At 63.3% G+C, this 23,979-nt stretch carries 20 protein-coding genes and 2 pseudogenes; 7 read left to right on the forward strand and 15 right to left on the reverse strand.

Translation table 11 applies throughout. The annotated features are described in order from the left end of the window. A partial coding sequence (locus tag ACLQI9_RS17140; RefSeq protein ID WP_442391963.1) for a hypothetical protein occupies positions 1–229 on the reverse strand: 229 nt, incomplete at its 3' end. Positions 230–447: 218 nt separating this feature from the next. Continuing rightward, positions 448–1,134 (reverse strand): DUF1295 domain-containing protein, encoded by a 687-nt coding sequence (locus ACLQI9_RS17145; RefSeq protein WP_442383405.1) that lies wholly within the window; start codon positions 1,132–1,134, stop codon positions 448–450. A 165-nt stretch (positions 1,135–1,299) separates the two neighbouring features. Between ACLQI9_RS17145 and ACLQI9_RS17150 the strand changes: the two genes are divergently transcribed. Further along, positions 1,300–1,926, forward strand: coding sequence for a MerR family transcriptional regulator (locus tag ACLQI9_RS17150; protein WP_442383403.1), 627 nt, complete (start codon positions 1,300–1,302; stop codon positions 1,924–1,926). 791 nt (positions 1,927–2,717) lie between these two features. Here the strand turns inward: ACLQI9_RS17150 and ACLQI9_RS17155 are convergent. Both ACLQI9_RS17155 and ACLQI9_RS17160 read right to left on the reverse strand, forming a co-directional pair. Next, the gene (locus ACLQI9_RS17155; RefSeq protein ID WP_442391964.1) at positions 2,718–3,419 is read right to left on the reverse strand and encodes a hypothetical protein; all 702 of its coding nucleotides are present in this window, start codon (positions 3,417–3,419) and stop codon (positions 2,718–2,720) included. Between the two features lie 322 nt (positions 3,420–3,741). Continuing rightward, positions 3,742–4,323, reverse strand: a complete 582-nt coding sequence (locus ACLQI9_RS17160) for an alkaline phosphatase family protein (protein ID WP_442383399.1) — start codon at positions 4,321–4,323, stop codon at positions 3,742–3,744. 325 nt (positions 4,324–4,648) lie between these two features. Between ACLQI9_RS17160 and ACLQI9_RS17165 the strand changes: the two genes are divergently transcribed. Then, positions 4,649–4,903, forward strand: a complete 255-nt coding sequence (locus ACLQI9_RS17165) for a response regulator transcription factor (RefSeq protein WP_442383417.1) — start codon at positions 4,649–4,651, stop codon at positions 4,901–4,903. A gap of 50 nt (positions 4,904–4,953) precedes the next feature. Here the strand turns inward: ACLQI9_RS17165 and ACLQI9_RS17170 are convergent, their stop codons facing one another. From ACLQI9_RS17170 to ACLQI9_RS17200, 7 genes are all read right to left on the reverse strand, one after another. Further along, the gene (locus tag ACLQI9_RS17170; protein WP_442383397.1) at positions 4,954–6,621 is read right to left on the reverse strand and encodes a S53 family peptidase; all 1,668 of its coding nucleotides are present in this window, start codon (positions 6,619–6,621) and stop codon (positions 4,954–4,956) included. 731 nt (positions 6,622–7,352) lie between these two features. Continuing rightward, complete coding sequence (gene glgX / locus ACLQI9_RS17175) at positions 7,353–9,503, reverse strand: glycogen debranching protein GlgX (protein WP_442383395.1); 2,151 nt, start codon at positions 9,501–9,503, stop codon at positions 7,353–7,355. A gap of 121 nt (positions 9,504–9,624) precedes the next feature. Continuing rightward, on the reverse strand, positions 9,625–10,947 hold the full coding sequence (locus tag ACLQI9_RS17180) for a hypothetical protein (RefSeq protein WP_442383393.1): 1,323 nt from the start codon (positions 10,945–10,947) through the stop codon (positions 9,625–9,627). Between the two features lie 14 nt (positions 10,948–10,961). Continuing rightward, complete coding sequence (locus tag ACLQI9_RS17185) at positions 10,962–11,540, reverse strand: hypothetical protein (protein ID WP_442383391.1); 579 nt, start codon at positions 11,538–11,540, stop codon at positions 10,962–10,964. A gap of 314 nt (positions 11,541–11,854) precedes the next feature. Further along, complete coding sequence (locus ACLQI9_RS17190; protein ID WP_442383389.1) at positions 11,855–12,187, reverse strand: hypothetical protein; 333 nt, start codon at positions 12,185–12,187, stop codon at positions 11,855–11,857. A 717-nt stretch (positions 12,188–12,904) separates the two neighbouring features. Next, positions 12,905–13,774 (reverse strand): IclR family transcriptional regulator, encoded by an 870-nt coding sequence (locus tag ACLQI9_RS17195; protein ID WP_442383387.1) that lies wholly within the window; start codon positions 13,772–13,774, stop codon positions 12,905–12,907. Positions 13,775–14,425: 651 nt separating this feature from the next. Next, positions 14,426–16,966, reverse strand: a complete 2,541-nt coding sequence (locus ACLQI9_RS17200) for a hypothetical protein (RefSeq protein ID WP_442383385.1) — start codon at positions 16,964–16,966, stop codon at positions 14,426–14,428. A gap of 398 nt (positions 16,967–17,364) precedes the next feature. On the opposite strand from ACLQI9_RS17200, the pseudogene ACLQI9_RS17205 reads away from it, so the two are divergent. Continuing rightward, positions 17,365–18,795, forward strand: a pseudogene (locus ACLQI9_RS17205) (helix-turn-helix transcriptional regulator); the annotation flags it as partial. 37 nt (positions 18,796–18,832) lie between these two features. Here ACLQI9_RS17205 and ACLQI9_RS17210 read toward each other — a convergent pair. Further along, positions 18,833–19,201 carry an NYN domain-containing protein gene (locus ACLQI9_RS17210; RefSeq protein WP_442383383.1) on the reverse strand — a complete coding sequence of 123 codons (369 nt, stop codon included), beginning with the start codon at positions 19,199–19,201 and terminating at the stop codon, positions 18,833–18,835. Positions 19,202–19,446: 245 nt separating this feature from the next. On the opposite strand from ACLQI9_RS17210, the gene ACLQI9_RS17215 reads away from it, so the two are divergent. Both ACLQI9_RS17215 and ACLQI9_RS17220 read left to right on the forward strand, forming a co-directional pair. Next, positions 19,447–19,848 carry a DUF1801 domain-containing protein gene (locus tag ACLQI9_RS17215; protein ID WP_442383381.1) on the forward strand — a complete coding sequence of 134 codons (402 nt, stop codon included), beginning with the start codon at positions 19,447–19,449 and terminating at the stop codon, positions 19,846–19,848. Positions 19,849–19,979: 131 nt separating this feature from the next. Beyond that, positions 19,980–20,246: a hypothetical protein gene (locus ACLQI9_RS17220; protein ID WP_442383379.1), complete on the forward strand. Its 267-nt coding sequence runs from the start codon at positions 19,980–19,982 to the stop codon at positions 20,244–20,246. 1 nt (position 20,247) lies between these two features. Here ACLQI9_RS17220 and ACLQI9_RS17225 read toward each other — a convergent pair whose 3' ends face one another. Both ACLQI9_RS17225 and ACLQI9_RS17230 read right to left on the reverse strand, forming a co-directional pair. Next, on the reverse strand, positions 20,248–21,366 hold the full coding sequence (locus ACLQI9_RS17225) for a hypothetical protein (RefSeq protein ID WP_442383377.1): 1,119 nt from the start codon (positions 21,364–21,366) through the stop codon (positions 20,248–20,250). Positions 21,367–21,417: 51 nt separating this feature from the next. Next, positions 21,418–21,870, reverse strand: coding sequence for a VOC family protein (locus tag ACLQI9_RS17230; protein ID WP_442383375.1), 453 nt, complete (start codon positions 21,868–21,870; stop codon positions 21,418–21,420). A gap of 134 nt (positions 21,871–22,004) precedes the next feature. Here ACLQI9_RS17230 and ACLQI9_RS17235 point away from each other — a divergent pair, with 134 nt between their 5' ends. Continuing rightward, positions 22,005–23,270: a cytochrome P450 gene (locus tag ACLQI9_RS17235; RefSeq protein ID WP_442383373.1), complete on the forward strand. Its 1,266-nt coding sequence runs from the start codon at positions 22,005–22,007 to the stop codon at positions 23,268–23,270. A 3-nt stretch (positions 23,271–23,273) separates the two neighbouring features. Here the strand turns inward: ACLQI9_RS17235 and ACLQI9_RS17240 are convergent. Further along, positions 23,274–23,498, reverse strand: a pseudogene (locus ACLQI9_RS17240) (thioesterase family protein); the annotation flags it as partial. Between the two features lie 27 nt (positions 23,499–23,525). Between ACLQI9_RS17240 and ACLQI9_RS17245 the strand changes: the two are divergent. Then, positions 23,526–23,957 (forward strand): hypothetical protein, encoded by a 432-nt coding sequence (locus tag ACLQI9_RS17245; RefSeq protein ID WP_442383419.1) that lies wholly within the window; start codon positions 23,526–23,528, stop codon positions 23,955–23,957. Positions 23,958–23,979 lie beyond the last annotated feature (22 nt).

Here is a 23,979-nt window from a genome sequence, read left to right on the forward strand (position 1 = left end):
AGCCGCATAGCGACTGGACCACAAAACGGGTCCCCCTCACGAATCCCCCGGCGGGGGAGCGGCGCTTGCCCAACCACTCCGAACCACCCTCTTGGGTATCGACTAGTTCGATTAACACGATGAAACACAGCAGTCCCCCGCCGGGGGAGTGGCGCACACCGCGCGCAAAGGGGATGCCCCGATCCACCAGCCCAGCGGCTGATTCATCTGATGAATCATCAAGTACCATCGCGGCGAAACTAGGACCCGATGAATACCGTTGTAAAATAGCGGGTGTCATGTTATCGCCCGGCCAAAGCTGAACGGGAACATTCGAAATATGTTGTGACACAACAAAATAGGGGATACACCACACTTTACTGGTAACCCTCCATATTCGATCCCGCCGTATTCGGTTGAAATTACACAGCCTCGCAGGCGTCGGCGCAGGCGCGAATGGAGGAATAGTCAAGACTTGTGGATCGGCGTGTCAGCCACCGCCGCTGGATCTGGTCGGTGCTTTTGTGTGCGGACCGGAAGCAACCGCGGGAACAGGAGGCCGGTGCGGGCCTTGTAGGCGGCGAAGCCGGGGTGGCGCGACATCGAGCGGTCCTTCTTGATCATGTTGCGGACGAAGAACCCGAAGATCCACGCGAAGTTGACGACGAACGGGATCGGGTTCCACGAGATGATCGCGTAGCCCATGTAGGTCATGATCTCGCCGAGGTAGTTCGGGTTGCGGGTCCGGGCGAACAGGCCAGTCTCGATCAGACCGGGTCGCACCTCCAGGGTGAAGTACTTCTGCGCGTCCGAAACGTAGTGCAGGAAGATGCCGAACGTGAAGATAGAGACACCGAGCGCGACCGCCCAGCCGGGCACATTCGGGTGAAGCCAGGCCAGCAGGATCGGAGCGGCGTAGTACCCGGCCAGCGGCAGGAAGACGAACAGAATCCCGATCCAGATCGGCACCTGCTCGGCGAAACGGCGGTCGGGGTAGGTGCGGCCCTTGATGAGCCACAGGATCGAATAAGTGCCGTGCATCCCCAGGTACAGCCACATCACGGTCGAGAAGTTAGCGAAGGTCAGCATCGCCGCCACCGTCACCGGGATGACCAGCGCCTTGTGCAGGTCGATGAAGAAGCCGGTGGATTTCATCCATTCCTCCCGACGTTCGCGCTGTCTGATCTCCCGGAGTGTCGATCCTGCCTACTCGTGGGGGGATGATCGGGTAGGTTCCTCGAGTTGCTAAATCTAGGATAGTCTAACTATCTAGTAACGTCAAGCGGTTCTCGGGCCTTCACACTCGTCGAGGAGGACACCGTGCGAGTCTCGGAGCTGGTGGAACGGTCAGGAGTTCCGCTGCCGACCATCAAGTACTACCTCCGCGAGGGCATGCTCGCCCCGGGCGAGTCGACCGCTCCACGGCGCGCCGACTATAACGAGTCGCACGCGGCCCGCCTGCGGCTGATCCACGCGCTCACCGGGCCGGCACACCTATCGCTGACGCAGGTGAAAGCCATCCTGCACATCATCGACGCGCCGGACGGCGATATTAGCGACCAGCTCGCGCGCGCGATGACCGTCCTGGCCGGCACCGCTCGCGGCCAGGACAAGATCGAGACAGCCACGCCGTGGTATCCGCGGGCGGAGAAGGTAGTTCCGCTGCTCGGTGAGGAATACCGGGCCGATCCGCCGGCAGTCGCATTGCTTGAGGAAGCGTTGACAGCCCTCGAGGACGCCGGTCTGCAAAGCGATCCGCGCCAGCTGGCCGTGAAAGGCGAACACATGCTGGCCATCGCGCGCAGCGAAATCGACGCCATCCCGCATGACCCGGCCGAGGCCGTCCAATACTCCGTCCTCGGCACCGTGCTCTACGAGCCCCTGCTCATTGCGATTCGCCGGCTCGCTCACCACAGCATCGTTGCCAACCGGAGCCCCGGCAGATGAGCAGCTGACTTGGCCTTTCGCAGGCCTTGAGGGCCACCACAACGAAACAACCGTCGCAGGTCCAGTTATCGAACGACAGCTTCAAACCCGCGGCTCGACCGCTCCGAGACCCACCAATCCCAAGCCGCATAGCGACTAGACCGCAAAACGGGTCCCCCTCACGAATCCCCCGGCGGGGGAGCGGCGCTTGCCCAACCACTCCGAACCACCCTCATCCCGAAAGCTATTGTCGCACCGACAGTTAGGGAACATAGCGTGGTTAACTTGACATAATGTCGCTTATCGGCGAAAACTACTGCGGGTTGCATCAGATGAAAGTGCACGCAACCCTTGATGATCGGTGTCCTGTTGTCCTTTTGCAGGTTATCTCAATCATGCAACTAGACAACGGAACCTTCGCTGCTTCGGGGCGTTACCCCGTATGCCCCTGGACAACCCGACCGCGGCCGACCGCGCCAGCCCGGCGCGACGAGCCGTTTTCGTCACTGTGACGATTTTGCCTGCGCCTCTGGCCTCTGGGGCTAGCGGATTCGAGACGAACGCTTCGTCGAGCACCCGCTCCCGCGGAGCGGAACCGCACGGCCCACCGCCTCCCCACCGGGTCGAAGCGTCTTGAGCCTTGTACACGACGCGGCGGTCACGGAGACCGGGCCAAGCGGGCCGACGCCTTGGGCATCGGGCCCCGGTGTGATCGTCACGACCGCCCGGGTCGCCGCAGGTGGCGCGGATGTGCCGGCGGCGACCCGTTCTCACCTTCCGCGGAATATTGTGGCAGCGAGGCGGCTCCCAGGTTACTTCGCGACGACTTTTGCGGCGTTGCCCTTGCCGAGGAACGTTGCGAATATCGACATCATCACGCCGCCGCCGACCGCTAGGCAGCCGGAGCAGATCGCGAACGCGGTCGCGGAAACGTCGAACTGCAGCGGGGATCCCGGCACTGTCAGCCCGTAAACCGCCATCGACAGGACCGCGGTGAGAACAGGCCAATATGGCAGGTGCAGTTTGCCGAGCGCAGTGACCTGGGCGGGGCCCGGTGCGTCAGCTTTGGGCGGGGCCGACCCGACGCCCGGTCCGGGCCCGGTCTGCGTGTTATCGAAGCCGTAGTCCCGCTGCGCGAGGTAGCCGCCGATCACGGCCACCGCGCACACCACGATGGCGGCCGCGTAAAGGCCCCAGCGGCCGGTGTTGTAGGCGCCACCACCGACGGAAAACAGGGCGAGCAGGGTGGTGTAGGCCAGCAGCGCCTCGGCCGGGATCTGAGCGACCAGCAGCTGAGCGAAGCTGGCCACACCCCCCGCCGCCACATGCCCGCCGCCATCTGGCTGACCCTCAGGTTGCTCCGCCGCATGCGCCACGGCCTGTGCGTCGGGAGCTGGTTGCTCCGCGCCGGGGCCAGGAGCGAGAACCCGCATCGTCGACAGGGCCGGGTTTTTGGCTAGCGGCTGTCCGGCATCCGTGAGGTCACGAGCGACCGCGACAGAAGCTAACGTCAACAGGCTCATCGCATTCCCCGTCCTCGAAACGCCAAGACCACGATCCCGACTGGCTCTCCCGCCGGGTGGTGGTCATGTTTGTCTGGTCCGATCTCGTCAGCAGTCTGCGCGATGTGATTCACATGAAGCAACCATCGCAGCGAGATCTCGGACCGTTGTTGGCAAGTCCATTGCGCGGCATTTGGATCGATCCGGGCAAGAGTGCGGTCCACTGGGCGGACCAGGACTGCATCCGATTTGACCGGCTTCAGCGGTTATCGGGGCGACTCAATGTATGTATAACACGGTTTTGGCGGCGACCATGGCCGAGCCCAAAAGACCATCAAAGTTTCCACCACGCCGCCAACTCTTTGTGCGTCTTGTGTCGGCCACACCCGATCGGTCCGCCCTCGTTGGTCGGCGAACCCGCACCCCGCACGGCCAAAGGACCACCCGACGCAAGTCGGAAAGCTGGTCCGGACCAACGCAATACTGCCGGGGTGAATATCCCCATGATGTCAGAAGCCGTTGTGCCCGAAATGACGGGCCGGTGTGCGTCTATGCCCTTCAGCGTTGCCGCGAAGTCCGTCACGAATCCGTGGTTGGTCGCTGGAATCCCGGCAGGCGGGCTAGTCTCTCCGAAGAGTTGCATATTGGTGGCCACGAAGCCTTCGCCAGGGTCGGCCCCGGGCGTGAAATAGACGTTTGCTGTCCCTGGGGTCAAAGCGCTGACCGGGATGGATGCGCCGCTGGCGTCCGAATTAACCTCGTTACCCGTCAGACCCTCGAATGGCTGCTTCGTAAGGGGCGAGACGTTTGCCGAGTCGGCGTAAAGAAACCCCAGCATGTGGTCGAATGACCGGTTCTCGAGCACCAGCACCACGATGTGCTCAACCGATCCGAGTTGGTTAGCGGCGGCCGTCATGGACTCTATTGCGCGTCGCTGGCAATAGTTTGTGCAAGAGCGCGGTCCGCTGAACGGACCGGAAGCCGTTCTCTCGCCAAAGTCGACGATCAGATCGGCGTCGTTGGCGTACGCGCCGGCGGCAAATTGTTGCCGATGAACGAAACCGAGTAGATCGGTGCGGTTACCTTTGCATCACCTCGGGCTCGGTGGGCGGGCCGAGGCTTACCCACCGCGCCCCCGCAACAAAAGAGATTGTTCAATTTCGGACAGACAGAAGCGGCGGTGACACGACCCACGAGGTGGGCCTGGATCAGCTCGTGGGGTCAGGGAGCACGGCTTGGCGATGAGCGTCAGCGGCGGCGTCGGTCGAATCGTAAGGGAGTGTGGCGCGAGGACTCCGGTAACCGTGGCGGTGGTTTCGCCGCTGGCATTGACCAGTCGTGAACGCGAGATCGCAACCCTCGTTTCTAAATGCCTGTCCGACACGGAGGTCGCCGACACGGCGACGATGTCGGTACGGACGGTCGAAGGACACGTTCACCCGACCTCTTCAAAATTGGGCGTTGCCAGCAGGGCCGAGCTCGCGTATCTCATGTGACCGACGACATTTCTTGGCCGCCGCTGCTGCGATCTCAGGTCGGTGACCGTCTATAGGTTGTTCAAAATCGCCGTGCCGTCCGGTGTACCCAGCCCCGAACATGGATCCCAACCCGGACCGGCGTCATACCCCTTGACGGTGTTCGTGATGGCGTTCGTGCCCGAGGTGACGTCGTGGACGACGCCCTTGGCCACGTTCGAATAGAGGAAGGGGTTGAGGAAGCCGACGTTTTTTTGCTTCGCCTGGTTCAGCACCGCAACCAACGCCGCCATCAGCGGAGCGACCGCGCTCGTTCCGCCCGAAGCGCCTTCCTGGCGATCGACGCGCGTGAAGTAGTTGGTCGCGCTCATCGCGATGTCGGGAACACCACGCCCGGGCTTCCCGTCATCGAGCGAAACGATTTTGTTGGCGGCGGCTTGGTACGACGGCACCGCGAAGACTTCGCTGATCCCGCCGCCGCTGGCCCAGCCGCCCTGGTCGAGAGGCGTGCCATCGTTCCAAACGACGTCGATGCCGTTGTCGATTTGCGTGCCACCGCAACCCAGGACGAGGTCGTCGCACGCCGGATGATCGACGTGGATTTTTCCATCCCAGTCCCCCGAGGTCTCATCCGCCGTTCCGTGATCGCCCGAAGCGACGCAAACCGTGATGCCCAGCGCGCCCGCGGAGGTAAACAGGTCGTGAAACTCGTTGATGCCCATCTGATCGGTCGGATCCTCCGGGCCGCCCCAGCTGATCGAGATCACGCTCGGATTGCGCTCGGTGTCGTGAACGGCGGCACTAATCGCGTCGATGAACCCCTTGTCGCCGTTGTTCGGGGCGAAATAGACAGCAAAGTTTGCGTTTGGCGCGACGGCTCCGGCGACCTCGATGTCGAGCATCACCTCGCCATCGGCGGAGTCCGCCGTGGTTGGGTTGCTCGCGGCCGTGTCGACCGAAATCGACGCGACCGTCGGCGTCTTCACGCCGATCTCGTGAAAGAACACCTTCAAGTCACTGGTGCGGTAGCCGCCGCCAAGCTCGATGATGGCGATGGTTTGTCCGGTGCCGTCGAGCTTCGTGCCATTGGACTGTGTCGGAAAATTGTAGCGCGATGCGAATTCGGTGGAAGCGACGCCATTCTGACCGCCAGGCCCGGCCGCGGCGGCGCTGCCTTTTGCTGACGCGGCCTTGCGAGCGCGGTTCGCTCCGCTGGCTTTCCCGCGACTCGGCGTCGAGCTGCGCCCGCTAGTCGTCGCGCGGTGCTTGGGTCGCGTATCGAATCCGAATACGCCGGTGATGATGGGCTGCAGCTCCTGCGGCACCGCGATTTCGCCTTGTCGCCCCCGATAAGTTCCCGTCGAGTGGTGATACATACCGACATCGGCGTGAAACGCCGCGCGCAGGTCCGCAAGCTTGCCTCTCAATTCAATTGAGCGCGCGGCAGCGCTGCGATGCACTACGAACAGGTCGTGCTGCTGCGCGAAGGCTTCGACCTTGTCGAGGTCCTCTTTCGATGCACCGTGCTGTTCGGCGAGTTGCTCGTGGGTCAGGTATTCGCGCTTCGCGAGTGGCTTTGCAGCCTGCTCGTACACGCGCTTCTCAAGCGCCTTGGGATCTCCAGCGGAGCGAACACGCACGGTCAGGCTGGCCAATTCCGATGGGTTCACGGGGCCTGCGGGCCTGGAGTTGGGCAGCAAACTTTTCTTACTGCCCGGCAGCGGGACGTATACGGTCATGACTTTTCTCCTTTACAACTTGGCGGCAGCGCACCGTTTGTGTCGACGATGAAAATTTCGAGGCGGCCATCCGGGCGCAGGGGCTGGCGACATCCGCAGGTTCACCTCCGGGGTGTACCGAGCGATGCCCAGCGCGACCAGCCGCTTTTGGGTGCCATCTGCCACTGGTGCCACAGCGCCTGATTGCCCGCACCATCGACGCCAAGAGCGAAACCCTGTTGACGCCATTGTTGTGGCCTCCTCGGGATCGGATGAGCGACGGTGATCTAGCTGGGAGCGGAATGGACCTGGTATAACGTTTCAGCCCGACGGGAACGGAGACAAGACGCTGGTCCACTCAGCGGACCAGCGTCTTATCAGAACCCGCACCCAACCCCTAAAGGCTTGCTCCGCCGCCGTTTCTGAGTCGGTCACCTGCGCCGTGCCATTTTGTTTCGATGGGCATTAATCCAGTCCGCTGAGCGGAGCGACCCGTGAACGGCTCCCTGCCGGGGTCGCTCACGATCTGCGGGCGCCCCGCCGGCCATGCCGTATCTCACGTGCCGGTAGGGATAACGATGACGGTGTTACTTCACAGCAGGCCCCCGTCACCATCGGGTCGGGGCGGGGTCGGTGACGTACCCGGTTTCGGCGATTGCGGTCTCCGGCAGCGGTGCGCGCTAGCACCCGGGGCGTCGCTGTACTCGCAAGGTGGTTGCTGCCGTTGAAAAGGAGGTGACGCCTGCAGATGGTCACTCTGTTCTGCGCAGCAGCAGCAGGCTGCGTGGGTTCACCGTGTAGGCCGAGCCGGCGGGCAGCGTGGTCGACGATGGCGCCGGGGATCCGGTGGCCTGAGTGGTGTCCAGTACCGGCGTCCACGTGGCGCCGAAGCTCGATGACGGCAGGGTGAACACCTGCGGGTTCCACGAGGCGTTGAACAGGACGAGGAAAGTGTCGTCGGTGAGCGCGTTGCCGTCGGCGTCAGTGTCGGTGAGCGCCGCGCCTTTGAGCCACATCGCAAATGCCAGCGACGCGGAGTTCCACCGGTCTGGCGTCATTGGCGTGCCATCAGGCCATAACCAGGCCACATCCTCGCCACTGCCGGGCCGTGGCTCCTGACCGGTCAAGAAGCTGCCACGCCGAAAAACGTGGTGTTGTTTGCGCAGTCCGATCGCGCGAGTGGTAAATGCGAGCAGATCCAGGCGTTCCTGATCCAAGTTCCAGTCGTAATAGCTGATGGCGTTGTCCTGGCAGTAGGCGTTGTTGTTGCCTCCCTGGGTGCGTCCAATCTCGTCGCCGCCCAGCAGCATCGGCACGCCTTGCGAAATCAACAAGGTAGCCAAGAAGTTTCGGCGCTGCTGCGCGCGCAGCGCCACGATGTCCTGATCCTCGGTGGCGCCCTCGGCGCCGCAGTTCCAGGACCGGTTGTCATCGCTGCCGTCGCTGTTGTTGTCTCCGTTGGCCTCGTTGTGCTTGGCGTTGTAGGAGACCAGGTCGGTTAGCGTGAAGCCGTCGTGGCAGGTGACGAGGTTCACCGATGACTCCGGCGATTGATCCGCACGTGCGAACACGTCAGCCGAGCCGGCCAGCCGGGCGGCCAAGTCGCCGATTCCGGCCTGGGCCCGCCAATAGTCGCGCACGTTGGCGCGGTAGTGGTCGTTCCACTGCGCCCAGGGTGGCGGGAACTGTCCCAGCACATAGCCGCCGTTGGCATCCCATGGTTCGGCGATCAGCTTGACCTGTGAGATCACCGGGTCTTGATAGACCAGGTCCAAAAACGCTGCGAACTTCTCCAGGGTGCCTTCCTGGCGGGCCAGCACGGCGGCCAGGTCGAAGCGGAACCCGTCCACGTGCATCTCGCTGGTCCAGTAACGCAGGCTGGACAGGATCAACCGCAGTACCTCGGGTTCGCCGGCATCCAGCGTGTTGCCGGTGCCGCTGTAGTCGTAGTAGTTGCTGGGGTCAGCGGGGTTCAGCCAATAGTAGGTGGGGTTATCCAGGCCGCGAAACGCAACCGACGGCCCGTCGCGATTGCCTTCCGCGGAGTGGTTGTACACCACGTCGAGGATCACCTCAATGCCGGCGCGGTGCAGCGCCCGGACCATCGATTTGAACTCGGTAACCTGCTCGCCTCGCGTGCCGGCCGAGCTGTATGCGCCGTGCGGGGCGAAGAAGCCGATGCTCATGTAGCCCCAGTGGTCGGTCAGCCCCGCCGGCACCGGCGTTGCGGCAGGCAGGAATTGGTGCACCGGCATCAGTTCAACGGCGGTTATCCCGAGTGAGGTGAGGTGCTTGATGATTGGGTCGCAGGCCAGTCCGGCGTAGGTCCCCTGCAGAGGGCCGGGCACCTGGGGGTGTTGCTTGGTCAGCCCCCGGACATGGGTCTCGTAGATGATCGAGTCAGCCAGGGCGATGCCGGGCGCTGTGTCGCCGCCCCAGTCGAAGCTCGGGTCGACTACCACCGAGCGCGGGACATGCAGCGCCGAGTCACCAGGGTCAGGCCTGGTGCGATCGTTGGGCAAATGCGCGCAGGCCGACGAATCTCCGTCGTAGTCGCCATCGATGGCCTTCGCCCATGGGTCCAGCAGCAGCTTGGATTCATTGGCCCACAACCCCTGCCGCGGATTCCACGGCCCATCCATCCGGTAGCCGTAGCGCTGCCCGGCACCGACCCCGGGTACGTAGGCGTGCCACACGTCGCCGGTGCGCGCCGTCAGCGGCAACTTGGTCTCGGTGCCGTCATCGGCGAACAGGCACAAGCTGACGGTGCCCTCACTCGCTGACGAGGAGTACACCGCGAAGTTCGTGCCCGCCGCGTCGGGCGTCGCGCCCATTGGCGACGGCTGGCCGGGATGAAGCTTGATCGCATTGTGGTCGGCCGCGGCCGTGACGGGCTGTGTCATCGTTCGGGCTGGGTCCGCGCACCGTGACATCGCCGTCGCGCAGATGGATGGTTAATCCAAACCTGTGCTTGATAAAGCATTACGGCATAAACACCAACCAAGGCACCGTCTCCCATTTTGACTACCTGACATCCTCGGCGGCGGGGACTGAAGAGCTAAGCCATGTGAGGACAACGGCTGGGTAAAGGCCGCCGAGGAAGAGCGATATGAAAATCCGCGGACCGGGCAATAAAGGTCCCTGCGTCAACAGGGCAACGAAGAAAGTTCCTAATGCGGCCAAGACGACAACGCCGTATGTCGCTTCGCGAAGCCACCCACGATCGTAATCGATCCGGATACGCTCTACCGGTTTTGTGTTCGCCGCTGGGACAGCGGGGGCGTCGTCCTTTTTGGCTGATACCCGTTCGACGATACGCGCAATAATGACATTGATCCTTGGGACGATAATGACATAGATCGCTCGGACGATAACATAGAAGACAGCCACATAGATGACTATCGTGATGACTGTCATGAGGTCGACCGGCCACCGTTGCTGGTGAAAAGCTTTCCCTGATGTCATATAAACGGCGAGGAATGCACAGAACGCGACCCAGATCACGCCGGCAAACTCCTGTGCGGCACGCTTTGCTAATTTCTTACGCCGTGCGAATCTCGGATCTTTTGCGGCGGGTGGACGCACGGGGCCTCCACCCGCTTTTATGCCTTCGTCATCTGTGGCGACAGGTGGGCCACCGGGGGCATAGGCGTCACACGAATTCTTGTTCGCACGCAGAGCGCTGACTGTCCGACGAAAAACGGCATACGATGAGCGGCCGATAAGATAGAGGCCACCTAAATAAATGAAGAACAGGAGGTACCACTTGACGCCTAAAAATTCGCGGGAGTAGTCCTGGGAGCCAGTGCCCTTCAAGTAAACTACACTTGAGACTATAAATAAAGCGGTCGCCCCGGTTATAGCTGCGCCTGAAAGCAATGCGTTTAAACGGATGAAGGCCTTGCGACGGTCCTCTATCTGGTCAATCGGAGTATTTCTTTTACAAAGCTTTACCGCGAGATTATCAGCGTAGCTTACGAGCGCCCACCCTAACCCGCAGACGACGATAGCGGCACCGATCCAAAGCAAACCGATTGCCAGGAGCCAATTACTCCACACCTGGGAGCAAAGGATATCACCGAGGCCTCCGCGAGTCGTATAGTCAATATTCGTTGGGTAATGCACTCCGGCGATTACGGTGAAGAGGTAGGTAGAAAGCGTCAGAGCCGGCACGCCGGAACCGAACAACGCTATCGTGGGGGGAGCTGCTCCCTGATACCACTGTATGAGCAGCGCCGCGGCGGCGGCGATGAGCAAGCCGGCGAGCAGACCGGCAAGAGTCGAATCTGCTGAGGCAGCACTTATGGTGCTCCAATACGTCCTCGCCGCGCACGGGTCGTTGTCCATGGTCCCGCCCCTGCTCACCGCACACCTGGCGAACCGCAGCCAGCAGCCGCAGTTTCGTCGACTGTCCGCGGCCGTTGACCCGCAGCTTTCCAGATTTTCCTGACAGCCTCGTTCCACTGCTCGCGTCCTTGCGTCCACTGTGTGCTGAAGTTTGCCAAATCTGACGGCTTCTGCGAGTCGATAAACCCGTGGGCAGTACTGACTGCGTCATGGAGCTCTTTGACCGCCGTCTCCATATCGAAATAGGCGGATTCGAGCCCCGTCGGCGGGTTAGCGGCCGGGGACACCAGTGATTTGTCGACCGCGCCGAACTTGTCCTCTGCGTCAAATAGCGTCTGGTGAAGCGATGCCCTATGGCCGATGTCTGCGTCGCAACTGGCTAGCACCGTTTTTTCCACTTCCTGGACCGTAGCTTTAACGCTATCCGGGTCGTCGTTGAGGTGCGCGTTCACGAAGGCGGCTGGCGAAACGCTCGTCGTCAGCACGTGATCGCAAAGTTTGGCGAAGCCTAAGACCAGGAGAAGGGAGGTCAATAGCCCAATCAGGCGGCTAGCGTTATCGACCCAACGCTTCTCCGTCGGCGACGTGGCCAATGAATCCTCCCGTGTAGTCGACTACCTGCTTTTCTGCGCCACCTCCCAATGCCTTGCCACACAACCCAATTCGAAGAATGACCCACTTGCACCATCAGCGCCGGCGAGCGCGTCATTTCCCTCAAACAGCCATCACTCGCGAACACCACTCCTTTATTGATGACGACTGGGCAGCGAGAAGAAATGCCCGTTCCATTGCACACCAAGGCGGTTTGGACGGGCAAGAATCCGGTCCGCTGAGCGGACCGATCCGTGAACGGCTCGCTGCCGGGGTCGCTCGCAATCTGAGGCGCGCCTGCCGGCGGTGCTGTATTTCACATGCCGCCAGAGGCAACGATGACGGTGTTACTCCACAGCAGGCCCCCGTCACCATCGGGGTTGGGGCGGTGGTCGGTTACAGCGATGTGCCCAGTCTCGCTAATTGCAGTCTCGGGCAGCGATGCGCTTAGGTACCCGTCGGCGTCGCTGAAGTAGGTGAGGTAGTCGACGACATCTTCGCCGATATACGTGATGCGGATGGTGACTAAACAGTCAGGCAGGAATCCGCTGCCCGTGACCAAGACCTGGCCGCAGGAGACGCTAATGATGGGGCCAGTCGATCCGATCGGCCGCGCAGTTGGCTGATTGCCGGGCACATCGGTAGGCATGCAAATCCGACCGCCTTCTGGGCCCGCCGGTCGCGGCCACGTACTCCGCGAATCGCGACAATCAACGATCCCAGTACGCTCCTTCCATTGATACCCACACATTTTGATACCCACACCTGGCACGGCGGCAAGTGCCGGGTCCGGTGAGTGGACCGACGGTGCAGGGTGGCGCCGATCCCGCCCTCAGGAGCATAGCGGCGCGATTGTCGCAGGCCAGTTAGGCGGCAACCACGACGCGGGTGTAGGTGTTGCTCCACAGCCGGCCCCACGCACCCCAGGATCGGGGCGGTGGTCGGCTACGGCGATGTACAACGCGCCCGTGGCGCTAGTGGGTAGCTCGCAATGGAGGTAAACCGTCGCCGTCCGTCATATAGGTCAGGTAGTCACTGATGTCCTCTCCGGCGCGGGTGATCCGGATGGTGACGTCGTGGTCGCGCAGAAATCGGGAGCCGGTGACGAGGTGCCGATGGGCGCGGATAGTCGGAATGGCAGACGAGTGAGGTCCGGGTGGGTCGTCCGATACAGGGGTTGGGCATGGGCCGCCCCTATCGACTTATCGGGCCGCGCTGTGGTCGATGCTGCGGGGTGGTCGTCGATCAGCGGCCCAGGATGGGATTAGCCAATCCGATGCCCTAGGCGCGTGATGCGCAAGTGTCGAGGCAAACCTCTGGTCTGGCTAGGCGAACCGCAGGCGTGGCGTTCAGCAACACCTACGCATTAGTTCGGCTTTTGCTGAAGGGCGGCGCCGATGCGACACGCGGTATACGACGCCAGGGCGAGAAGGCCAACAGGTAGATCGTTTGCGTGCACCGTGACGGTGACCGCGCCAGCACAGGCCCCATTCGGCCACCACACGGGCGCCGAAACACAACACATGCCGGCAACCGCGTCCTGATGGTCGATCACCGTCGCGCGCGGATCGCGGAGCGACTCGCGAAGCTGGCGCCAGTCTTGGTGGCTCCAGCAGTCAGGAAGCCGGACACCCCCGGCGGGTTGGGTCGCGTAGAGGACGCGTCCGGTGGCGGTGCGGGCGATCGATTCGGGGTCTGCGGGGTCGGGCATGCAGGCGTGGCCGCGGGGCACAGCGGCACAGACATATCGGAGCCGCTGTTCGTGCAGGACCCGCAGCGACGCCATGGCGTGCGATTGCACGGCAAGGGCATGCACCGGCGCCTGCGCAAAGTGCCGTAGCAACGGGTCCGGCTGCCAGCGCTGCCCGATACGCAGCATCCGCGGCCCGACATAGTAGCGGTGCTCGATGCACTGCACCGCGCCCAGCATGACGAGTTGTTCGGCGAGCCGATGCACGGACGTTTTAGCTAACCCGCTCGCGCGGGCCAACGCGGTCAGTCCAAGACCCTCATCGGCGTGAGCAAGAACGTCCAACACAGCGAACGCACCGTCGAGGACTCCCCGCCCCGCCGCGACCGGCGGTACCAGTCCCGCCAACTGCCCTGGCTTGGCACCGGCATCGGCAACCGAACTGGGCAGGCGTGGGCCGACGGCAGCTGACGACGGTGGATACGTCGAGACATCCAGGTAGGCGTCACTGCATTTAACCTGGTATCGGGCAACTTGGCGTTTCATAGCGGCTCGGCTTTAAATTTCCCGCCAGCTGGTCAAGCCGGTCTAGCGTAGTCGCCTACTCATTTGTGCTGTGCGCAACAGGACGCCAGCCCGATGACAACTACTCGCATCGCGACGAGTACGCAAAAGATCGTTGCCATCGGCGTACCTCCAGGTTTGCTGCTAAACCTGCAGTTGCGACTTTGCAGCTGTAGTTGCAAAGTTACATCGCTTCCGATACGAACTCCAGCAAAACGATCGAAAGCGCAAAGCCGCCGTGTCATCCCGCGCGTGTGACAGGTTTACGACGATGGAGCGCCACCGAAGCGCCAAGCGTAGTGTCGCGGCACAAAGGCTGGCAACGCCCGTTGTCCAAGGGGGCCGGCAGTCGAGCCGCTGACACAGCATCAGGCTTTACACAAGAAATTGGCTGTTAACCCTGCCTTCGTTTGGAGGCAAACTGCCCAGGCCAGCAAACATAAATAAATGCGTTGCCGCGCTGATCGTACCGACGATTACCCGTCATCGACCTATCTGCGATTTCGTCGACGCCAGGGACCACTCACCGTCATCGCAGCCGGCCCGATCCGAGCGCGCGTGCGGCGACGCACGTTCGACAACAGCTGAGGTGAGCGGAAGCCCTCGCCGTCAATTGACGTCTATGGTTCGCGGTTACGTCTTTGTCCCGGGGGAATCAGGGTGCGGCCGGCGCCCGAGTGCGCCCGCCAGAAGGCTCACAGCATTGTGGTATTCGGGGCGCGTCCAAAAGCCCGAATGCCCGCAGATTGGTGGATAGTCGCCGCGTGCTTCGCGATCCAGGCTTGTGACATCGAGCAACCGGCAGTCGAGCTTCTCCAGGACCTCAGCCATATCGGCGTTGTCGTCGTGGAGCAACCACGATCCGATCGGGTCGGTCAGCGCCCACAGGTTGATCCACCGGTTGGGCTCCCTGAAATGGACGGCCTCGACTGTGTTGTATCCGAAGTACGCGGGGAAGTTTTTGGCGTAGAGGCGCCTAAGCGGGCATCCGAACGTGAGCAATCCGGTGTGCGGCAACCCCGCATCGGCCTGCAAAATGGTCGCCGCCGCGATGATGCTGCCCTGACTGTGCCCGGTCAGCACCAACCGTCCGGGACCCGAGACAAGGTAGCTCAGTTGACCGACTAATTCCGGCACGGTGCGTTCGCCGTAGCACGGCGGAGTCAGCGGATGATTCGCACGCGGCCAGAACGTGATGACGTCCCAAAGCACACCGACCATGCGTCGCTTCTCCCGGTCGCGCAACGCGACAACGGCAAGGCCGACGATGCCGGCGGCCGCCGCCGACAGCATCGCGACGCAGACGGTGGAAAGTCCCGGCAGCCACACCGGCAGGCGGTTGAATCCTCCGGCCAGGCCGACCAATACCAGCGCGACGAAGGCGGCGATGGCGGTGACAGCGAAGCCCGCAAGAACCGGTGGTATCCAATCGGTCAACGATGCCAGCACCCGAGCCCGAGCGACAGCCAATGCGCGGTCGCGGGCCTCGCGGTCGGGGCTGCCACCGTAGTCCTCGATAACCTGGCCCGTGGCGGCGCGCGCCCATCGCGGAATGTAATTCAGCCACAAGGTGGCCACGGGTACAACCAGCATCAACACCAGCACAGAGAAGACGATGGCGGCCGCGAAGTATCCGGGAGGAACGATAATCGGTGTTGCGGCGCTGTATTTGTCGACGAGAGTCTCGAAGTCTGCAGGGAGAAGAGGGAGCTGGGCACGCTGCTTCAGGTCGCACGCGTCGAAGAGGGCCTGCACATCAGAACCGCCATAGCCCAACACCTTTGCCCTGAACCCGATCTCACATGCAGCCGCGGTGGTCGAGCGCACCGGCGTTCCCACCAATTCCGCCGCCCACAGGCCCACGCCGGCGCTGAATCCCCCGGCGACCACCAGCCCGATGGTAGCGACGAACGGGGCGGCGAGCCCATCCAGGCTTGGCGCAAACCCGGCCGGAGTCCCTGTCGCGGCGGTAACGGAGTCGCGGCGCATTGCACGCAGCGGCCACCGAAATACCTGCAGGGTCGCCATCACCGCGCGCCCCCAACCATGCATGCACCGCGCGGTGAACACAAAAAACGCTACAAGCAAAAGGATTTCGGCCACCAGCAGCCCGTTGATCGTGCCTCGCAGCCCCGGCATCGGGGTCGGTGCGGGCGGGGAGCCACCGCCGTGGGCCGGCTTGGTGAATGCCACCACGGCCAGCGTCGCGACCAGCACCGTCGAGCTGACCCACTGCATCCACCACATCGGTCTGGTCAGCCGATCCGCTGTCGCGCCGCCGCGGCCGGTCAGCCGTGTCCACGCCGTTGCTGCGACGCTGAGCGCAACGATCCCGACCTGTCCCCACAGCAGCGCCAGACAGGCGGTGCGCAAGCCGGAGTGCCCCAGGTACTGGATGGGCGGCGCCAGCGTGACCGCGCCGAGCCCCGATGTCCAGGCCATCACGTGGCAGGAGCGCAGCCGTTTGACGGAATCATCGGGGTTCCAAAAGCTCGGTTCTGCCAGCGGTACTCGATCAATCGTCACGGCCGCGTCCGGTGGAGCGATGTTGCGCTGCGCGTCGGCGTGGGCACTCGCGGAGACCGGAGGGATGGGGGCTGGCGGATTGGGGCGGCCCAAGACCATCAATGCCAGCGGCATCACCGCAACGGGGATCGCGGTGAACATCAACTGCCGGCCGCGCGGCATGTTCAGCAAGAACTTTGCCGGGCCCAGGTGTGCCGCGCAGTGAGCTACCGAGGCGCACTGCCAGCCGACGACGTCCATCACGACCTCCACCGACGCCAGCATCAACGTCAGCGTGAACGCCAGGCCGAGCAGCCGAACAAGCGTCACCGCCACCGCGGGTGCCCTGCGCCCGGTTTTCGAGGGCGGCAACATCCAGTGTGCGAGATTGATCAAGACGAACGGCAGAAACAGTAGCCACAGCGCCCGGGTGGCCGCGCCGGAGGTCAGCCCACCCCAGTAATAACCTTCGATCTCGGGGGATGTGGCGCCGGTGCCCGGCGTGTCGCTGCCCGGTCGGCAGCAGTAGACGCCGGCTACCTTATCGCCGGATAGCTGCTGCAGCATCTCTGTTGGGCAGCCGAGCAGTTCCTCGGGCGGTGTGCCCGAAACCCCAGGCACCCGAAGCTCAACGACGTTGTCCGTTGGGGTCGGTGTCGTCTCGGACACAAGTTACGCCGCCGGGTTCTGGAGAGCCGTCACCGCACCTTCACCTCCGCTGTTGCGCTCGGCCCGACGACCCACAAGCGCATCCGTTACTTGGCATCTCTGGAATTGCTCGGGTATCCCGTGCGGGAAGTATCACAGACCGCACACCGCGATATTGCCGCTTTTGGTCGATCGCGGGAAGAGTCGGCGACGATGTATCGCAACCGCCCGCGCCGCCCGCCGCTCGGACGCGACCCGCCATCAGCGTGTCGGTGCGCGGCTAGCCCGACGCGACCACTGACGCGGAGTTCCAGGGCGCCAACCCCTCGGATGAGCCGTTCGCATCGGGAAGAACTCGCACCTCTCGAGCACGCACCGGTACCAGCTAAATCAATGCGAGTTGCATTAGGTGAAAGCGCTGGCAGGGCCGCCCCGGCGAGGCCGACGCGATCCTGGCCAGCTTCGAACCCAACAAGCTCGACGACCTGCAGCTGGTGCAGTGGGGCATCCCCCGCCTGTCGAATCTGTTCTGGTCGATGGGCCAGATACAGCAGGCCCACGACATCCTGGCCCTGCTGCACGCACGGGTCACCCACCCCGCGCTCCGGCTGATCGTCGAAGCGACCGGAGCGGCCATGGCGGTCCACGAAAACCGCTTCGACACCGGGCTGGCCGCCGCCGAGGCGGTGCTGAGCAACCCCAACTCCCCCAAACAGGCTGTGGAATTGGCGGCTTTCGCCGCCGGCCTGGCGCTGCCAGTCGCCGGGCGCGGCAGCGAATACGAGCCCATCGCCGCGCGCTGCCGTGCCGAACAAAAACCCACCGACGGCATGATCCGCGTCATGGTCCGCTACTGCGACGTGCTGGCGCTGACCCACACCGGCCAGCTGGACCAGGCCGACCGGCGGGTGGCGGAATACACCCAATTCTCCTCGGAGGGACAGTTTCTCGGCTGGGCGATCGCCAAGAGCATGGCCGGCCTGGTCGCCACCTACCGCGGCAAATTCCCCGAGGCCATCTCCTCCATCGAGCAGGCCCTGGCGGCGCTAAATGCCGAAACCTCACTGCCGTGGCGGCTTCCGGCTCGGCTACTGCTGGCCCGCGCCTACGCCGCGCTGGCCCAAACCGGCCAGGCCGAACAGGTGCTGGATGACTCCACCGAACACACCGGGCGCCACGTCGAGCTGCACGAACCGCAACGGATGATCGCCAAAGCGTGGCTAACGGCGGCCCGTGGCGGCGAGCGCACCGCCGCCGAGGCGGCCCGCCGCGCTGCCCAGGCCGCCCACCGCGCCGGGCAGTACGCCTTGGAAGCCGAAGCCCTGCATCACGCCGCCCGCTTCGGGGACCGCACCACCGCCGAGCCGCTGGCAGCCCTCGTGCCGCGCCTGGACGGTACCGTGGCCAAACTGTATCTGCGCCACGCCACCGCAGTCGCCGAGGCTGACGCCAGAGCACTCGACGCGATCAGCGTGGACTTCGAAAAGGCCGGGCTGATCCTGTCGGCCGCCGACGCCGCAGCCCAAGCGGTGCCGCTGCACGACCAGGCCGTCCAGCGCCGCCGCAGCGCCGAATCCGCCGCGCGCACCCTGCAGCTGGCGGCGCTTTGCGGCGGGGCGATCACGCCCGCGATCCGATCCGCGGCACGCCCCCTGCCGCTGAGCCCGCGGGAACGCGAGATCGCTGCCATGATCGCAGAGGGTCTGTCCAGCAGCGAAATCGCCAACAAATTGTTGGTTTCGGTGCGCACTGTGGAAGGCCACATCTACCGCGCCTGCATCAAACTCGACGTGTCCGATCGCGACGACCTCGCCGCCATCGTCTCAGCCACCCTCCAGTCTGCCGGCTGACAACGGCCGAACACGGTGAATACCAAAGAGCTTGGGCCTAAGCGCCGTCGATCAGGTTGCGGAACTCCCCCGCGGGATACACGGACGCGCCCAGCTTCCGAACCCGGTCCGCCAACGCGACGTCTGATGTGACGAAGGTAATCTCCGTCGGCTGGTCATCAGCGCGGACCTGTCGCAGGATTTCGTCATCGGCGGAGTTTGCGGCCGCCTTGGGCGCATACGCAATCTTGATCACCGACGAGCGGTTCGACGTCGGCCGCTCGAACACAACCGTCACCTGGCGCCCTTCTGCCGAAGACCATCGCTCGAGTTGCTCTACTAGGCGGACCATGGCCATTCGGCGGTTCCTCCACCAGCCATCGGGCCGACTACCGATCACGTTCATGGCATCGACGATCCACCGCACAGGTCCAACGGTACAGACGCCGACCCGTTTCAACTCTTAAGAGTCGTCACCGCGAAGCGCCCCTACGCGCCTAGGCATCGTCCGCCGAACTACGCTAGCTGGCAATGCAATCGCCGCTGCCAGGGGCTGATGCACCTCACGGCGGATCGGCCAGATGGGGTCGATGCTGACCGCGAGATCAGCTCAATTGGTATGAACCGGATGAGACACGGAAGAAGTGGCCAGAAAAGAAAGCGATACCAACCATGACGAAGGCAAATAGCGGCGCGAAGGCAGAAAAAGGAGGGGACTCTCCCCCGCAGCTGATCGATGCCAGGATCAAAGAGTTGGGTGATTGGCGAGGCGAGACGCTCGCCCACATCAGAAGGCTGATCAAGGAGGCCGACCCCGATGTGGTCGAGGAGTGGAAGTGGAGAGGCGTCCCGGTGTGGTATCACGCCGGAATGATCTGCACCGGTGAGACGTACAAGAACGTGGTAAAGATGACCTTCGCCAAAGGCGCGTCGTTGGATGACCCGTCAGGCCTGTTCAACTCCAGCCTGGACGGCAACACCAGGCGTGCCATCGATATCCATGAGGGCGACACGATTAACAAAAAGGCCTTGAAGGCGCTCATCCGCGCCGCCGTCGCGCTGAACACGACCTAGGGTTCCAGCGCCGCGCCCAAGGCGCATCCACCGGTTGGCTGCATCTGGGCCAAGGCTGGCGGTTTTTTGCCCCGGAGAATTTCATCACCCGGCTGACCGCGGTTCTCGAAACCGAACCGCAGGTGTTCCAGGTGGGCATCAACTTCGCCGATGCGGTCAAGCTCACCGGTAGCGGCGCCGCCGAGCAGATGGTACGTCGAACCCCCGATGCTGGCCGTTACCTGCTCACCGACGTAATCGCAAACGGCCCAGCGATGTTCGAAACCGCACGACTGGACCAAGCCGGCGGTGTGCGCGGCACCGACCCCGACCCGATCGCCGAACTGGCGCGACGCGCGGCTGCCGCCGGACCGCGCACCGCCAGCCTCGACGAAATGCTCTGCATCACTGCGGTCTGAGTCACGGCGTCTCTTCGATCTCGTCTTCTTCGTCGGAGTGCTGGACGTAGGCCGCGGCTCGCACCGCCTCGTCGGATTCCAGCGCCGCACCCAAGGCGCCACCGATCATTGCCAAGGAGGAAGTCAGCCAAGCTAATTCGAAGTAATCGCGAGGCGAAGCCCAATGACCGACCTCTTTGTGCCAGATCGGCTGCATCACGAACCAATACGCGGCGATCACCGCCAACATATACAGCACGGCATACAGCACGGTCACGCCGATCAACACAGTGAGGGTGGTCGCGACGTTGAACAGAATCACCTGCTTCCGCACTGCGCGATTGACGATCGGCTCCCAAAGCTCGGCCCCGATAATCAGGGTCGCGACGGTCGCGCCGACCGATACCAGCGCCATACCGGCGAGCCGGTCCCACCCATAAGCGTCGGAGAGCCGCCAGATATCCGCCGTCACTAACCCGAATACTCCGGCGGCCACCGCGCCGGTCAGCGCACGCGAGAGTCGCAGTGACAACCGCCACGGCTCGTTGGCCGCCACCATCCCGCTGATCAACGTCAGATTGCCGGTCAGCACCCGGGCGGTATAGAAAAAGGCTTCATCGGCCGGGTCGCTGCCCAGTTCACGCACCCGTTGCACGGTCACCCGTCGTGACCGTCGGCCAGCGCGCTGCGCGTCGGCACCGCGCTCCTCAGCAGATCCGATCAGCCGCACTAGCAGGCGCCCGATCACCTCGCGAATCCGGTGACGCGCCCCCATTGCACCCAGCGCGGGCACCGACACAATCGCCACGTTGCGCACCGGATTAGCGTGGGCCACGACCAGACGTTGTTCAACGTGCAACGGAAGATCCGTCAGACAAACCACCACGTCCCACCCTTTATCGAGCAACGTTTTCCGCGCGGCCTTCACTATCTCGGCGTCGGTGGCCGGCGGCTGGACCAGCCGGCCCTCCATTACCTCGATGCACCAGCGGGCTCCAGGTAACCGCTGGTCGAGCTCAGAATCCAGCCCTCCATCGGCGAGCTCACGGGCCAGGGAAAAAGCCGCTCCCGGGTCGCCGACGAGACCCAGCACAATATGTGGATCCGGTTCGGTGTGGACTGGATCAGTTGCAGGCACCATGCAGTGATCGTGACATCTCCACGATGGTGATGCTCATCCACATGCCACGAACTACGGGCGCGGTGGCAGGACCGCGAGCCAGGAATCCGAGAGCAGTTCCAGCAACTGGCCGTCCGGGTCGCGGATCATCGCCGATTGCTCGGAGACCGTGCCCTCGACCACCGATCCGCCAAAACTGTGGACCGTCGCCAACACCTCGCCGAGATCGGATACCGATAGCGACAGATGGGTGAGCCCCGCTTCGTCCATGACACGATTCGACCCCAGGTGAACAGTGCGCTGCGAATAGTCGAGAAGCTCGAGCACCAAGCCGTCCCGGACGAGATATGTCGCATGCAATCCGATCGGTTTGTCCAGCTGCAGAAGTTGGTCGGTGCCCTCGTCGGGCGGATCGAGTTCCCACCAAAACTCGAATCCGAGCAGGCCCTCGTAGAAGCTGCGCGACCGCGTGGTATCCGTGACACACAGCCCCACGTGGTTGAAAACGATTCGGTGACTGACCATTACAGCCTCCTGCAGCCGGTCGAGCGTCCTCCGGCGCCGGCCTCTTCGACTGGCGGCGAACTGTCTCATATCGAAACGACTAAACTTGCAAAGATAGCGCAGACTGATTTCGCAAACTCGCGTTGGAGGGTTCGATGGGTATGCGTCCCGACGTCGACGCCGACGTGGTGGTGGATTTCGATCACCATTGCGACGAGTTCAACCTCAACGAATTGGCGATCAACGCCGAGCTACGCCAACAGTGTCCGGTCGCCTGGAATGAGAATTACGGCGGATTCTGGTTCCTCACCAGCTACCACGCGGTAAGCCAAACCGCGCGGGACGGCGAGACGTTCGCACACAAATACGAGCCAGATGCCGCCGACGGCGTTGACTACCAGGGCGAGATGGGTGTGCCACGTCCCGAAGGCCAACCGGCCTTGGGCATCGGCGAAGTCGACGGTCCTTACCACCAAGCGTTACGGCACGCCCTGGCGCCATTCTTCTCGCCGGGCGCTGTGCAGAAGATGCGCCCTTTCATGGAGCAATGGGCGCACTGGTTCCTCGATCAACGGATCGGCGACGGGCGCATGGACCTCGTGCTCGACTATGCCAGTCCGGTTCCGGCGATCCTCACCATGAAGTTGATGGGTCTGCCCTACGAGAATTGGCACCTTTACGCCAACCTCTTCCACTCCGTCATGGCCATCCCGCAGGACAGCCCCGAGTACGCCAAAGCCATCGCCCAAGTCCCCGCCATGATGGAGGGCGTTCTGGAGTTCGCTGCGGTCAGAAGAGCCGAGGCCCGCGACGACTTGACCAGCTTCCTCATTCAATTCGAATTCGACGGCAAGCGGCTCGACGACGCACAGCTGCTCAACATTCTGTGGAACCTCATCGCCGGCGGCGTCGACACCACGACATCACAGACCGCGCTGACCCTGCTGCACCTCGGCACCCATCACGAGTTGCGGCGACAGCTCATCGAGCACCCCGAGCTGCACCGCACAGCGACAGATGAATTTCTGCGCTACTTCTCGGTCAACCAGCAACTGAGCCGCACTGTGACTCGCGACGTCGTCCTTGGCGGGCAGCGCCTTCGGCGCAATGACCGGGTCATCATCAGCTGGCTGGCCGCCAATCACGATGAACAGCAATTCGAGCGACCCGACCAAATCGTGCTGGACCGTGCGCCCAACCGCCACGTCGCATTCGGACTCGGACCGCATCGTTGTATCGGATCTCATCTCGCCCGCCTGATGTCCGAGGTGATGGTGAGGGCGGTTCTCGACCGAATTCCCGATTACCAGGTCGACCTCGGCGGTGTCCACGAATACCTCGGCAACCCGAGCATGACCGGGCTGGGCGAGCTGCCGGTCACGTTCACTCCCGGCGTTTCGCGGGGCACCTCACAGCCTTAAGGACTACGCGATCCGCAGCGGGAACGGGTCGTTGGTGAAATCGATTTGAGCCACCGGATTGCTGACGGCGGTTGTCATGCCAGTTCCGAACGCACCGGCCTGGTCGAAAAGCGTGGCCGTGCCGACGGCGACTCCGTCTGAGGCCCAATGTGAGTCGCCCTGCACGCCGATCCATTCACCGACCGGGCGACTGCATTCGAGAAGCGGATCTCCGCGCTCATCTCCAACGACGGTCTCTACGATTTCGGCGCGGCCGTGCTGGCAATCTTTCCGTCCGACCAGCTGGAAGCCGCCGTGGCCGCGCTCACCGCTGACGAGGCTCCGGAGATGGATCGGTTGCTCGCCGAATACGTCAAGACCTCGACAACGGCCGCCTGGGAGATCGAGCACGGGATGTTTGTATTTGGCGTATCCACCCCACGCGCCGTTCTTGCCGAGATCCTCAAGTACCACTTGCGCGACGGTGTCGCCGAAGCGATTTCGTGTCCGACGCTAGTCCTGGATGCCGAAGGCGACATGTTCTTCAAGGGCCAGCCTGAGGCACTCTACGAGCGCCTCGCGTGTCCGAAGGCAATGATTCGGTTCACCGAGGCTGAGGGAGCCGGCGCCCACTGTCAGGTCGGCGCCCACCGGCTGGCCTTTGCGCGCGTCTACGATTGGCTCGACGAGACATTCGGCACAGACTGATTGTTCGGCTCCTCCTCGGGAC

This window comes from Mycobacterium sp., from assembly GCF_052143115.1.
Lineage (GTDB): Bacteria > Actinomycetota > Actinomycetes > Mycobacteriales > Mycobacteriaceae > Mycobacterium.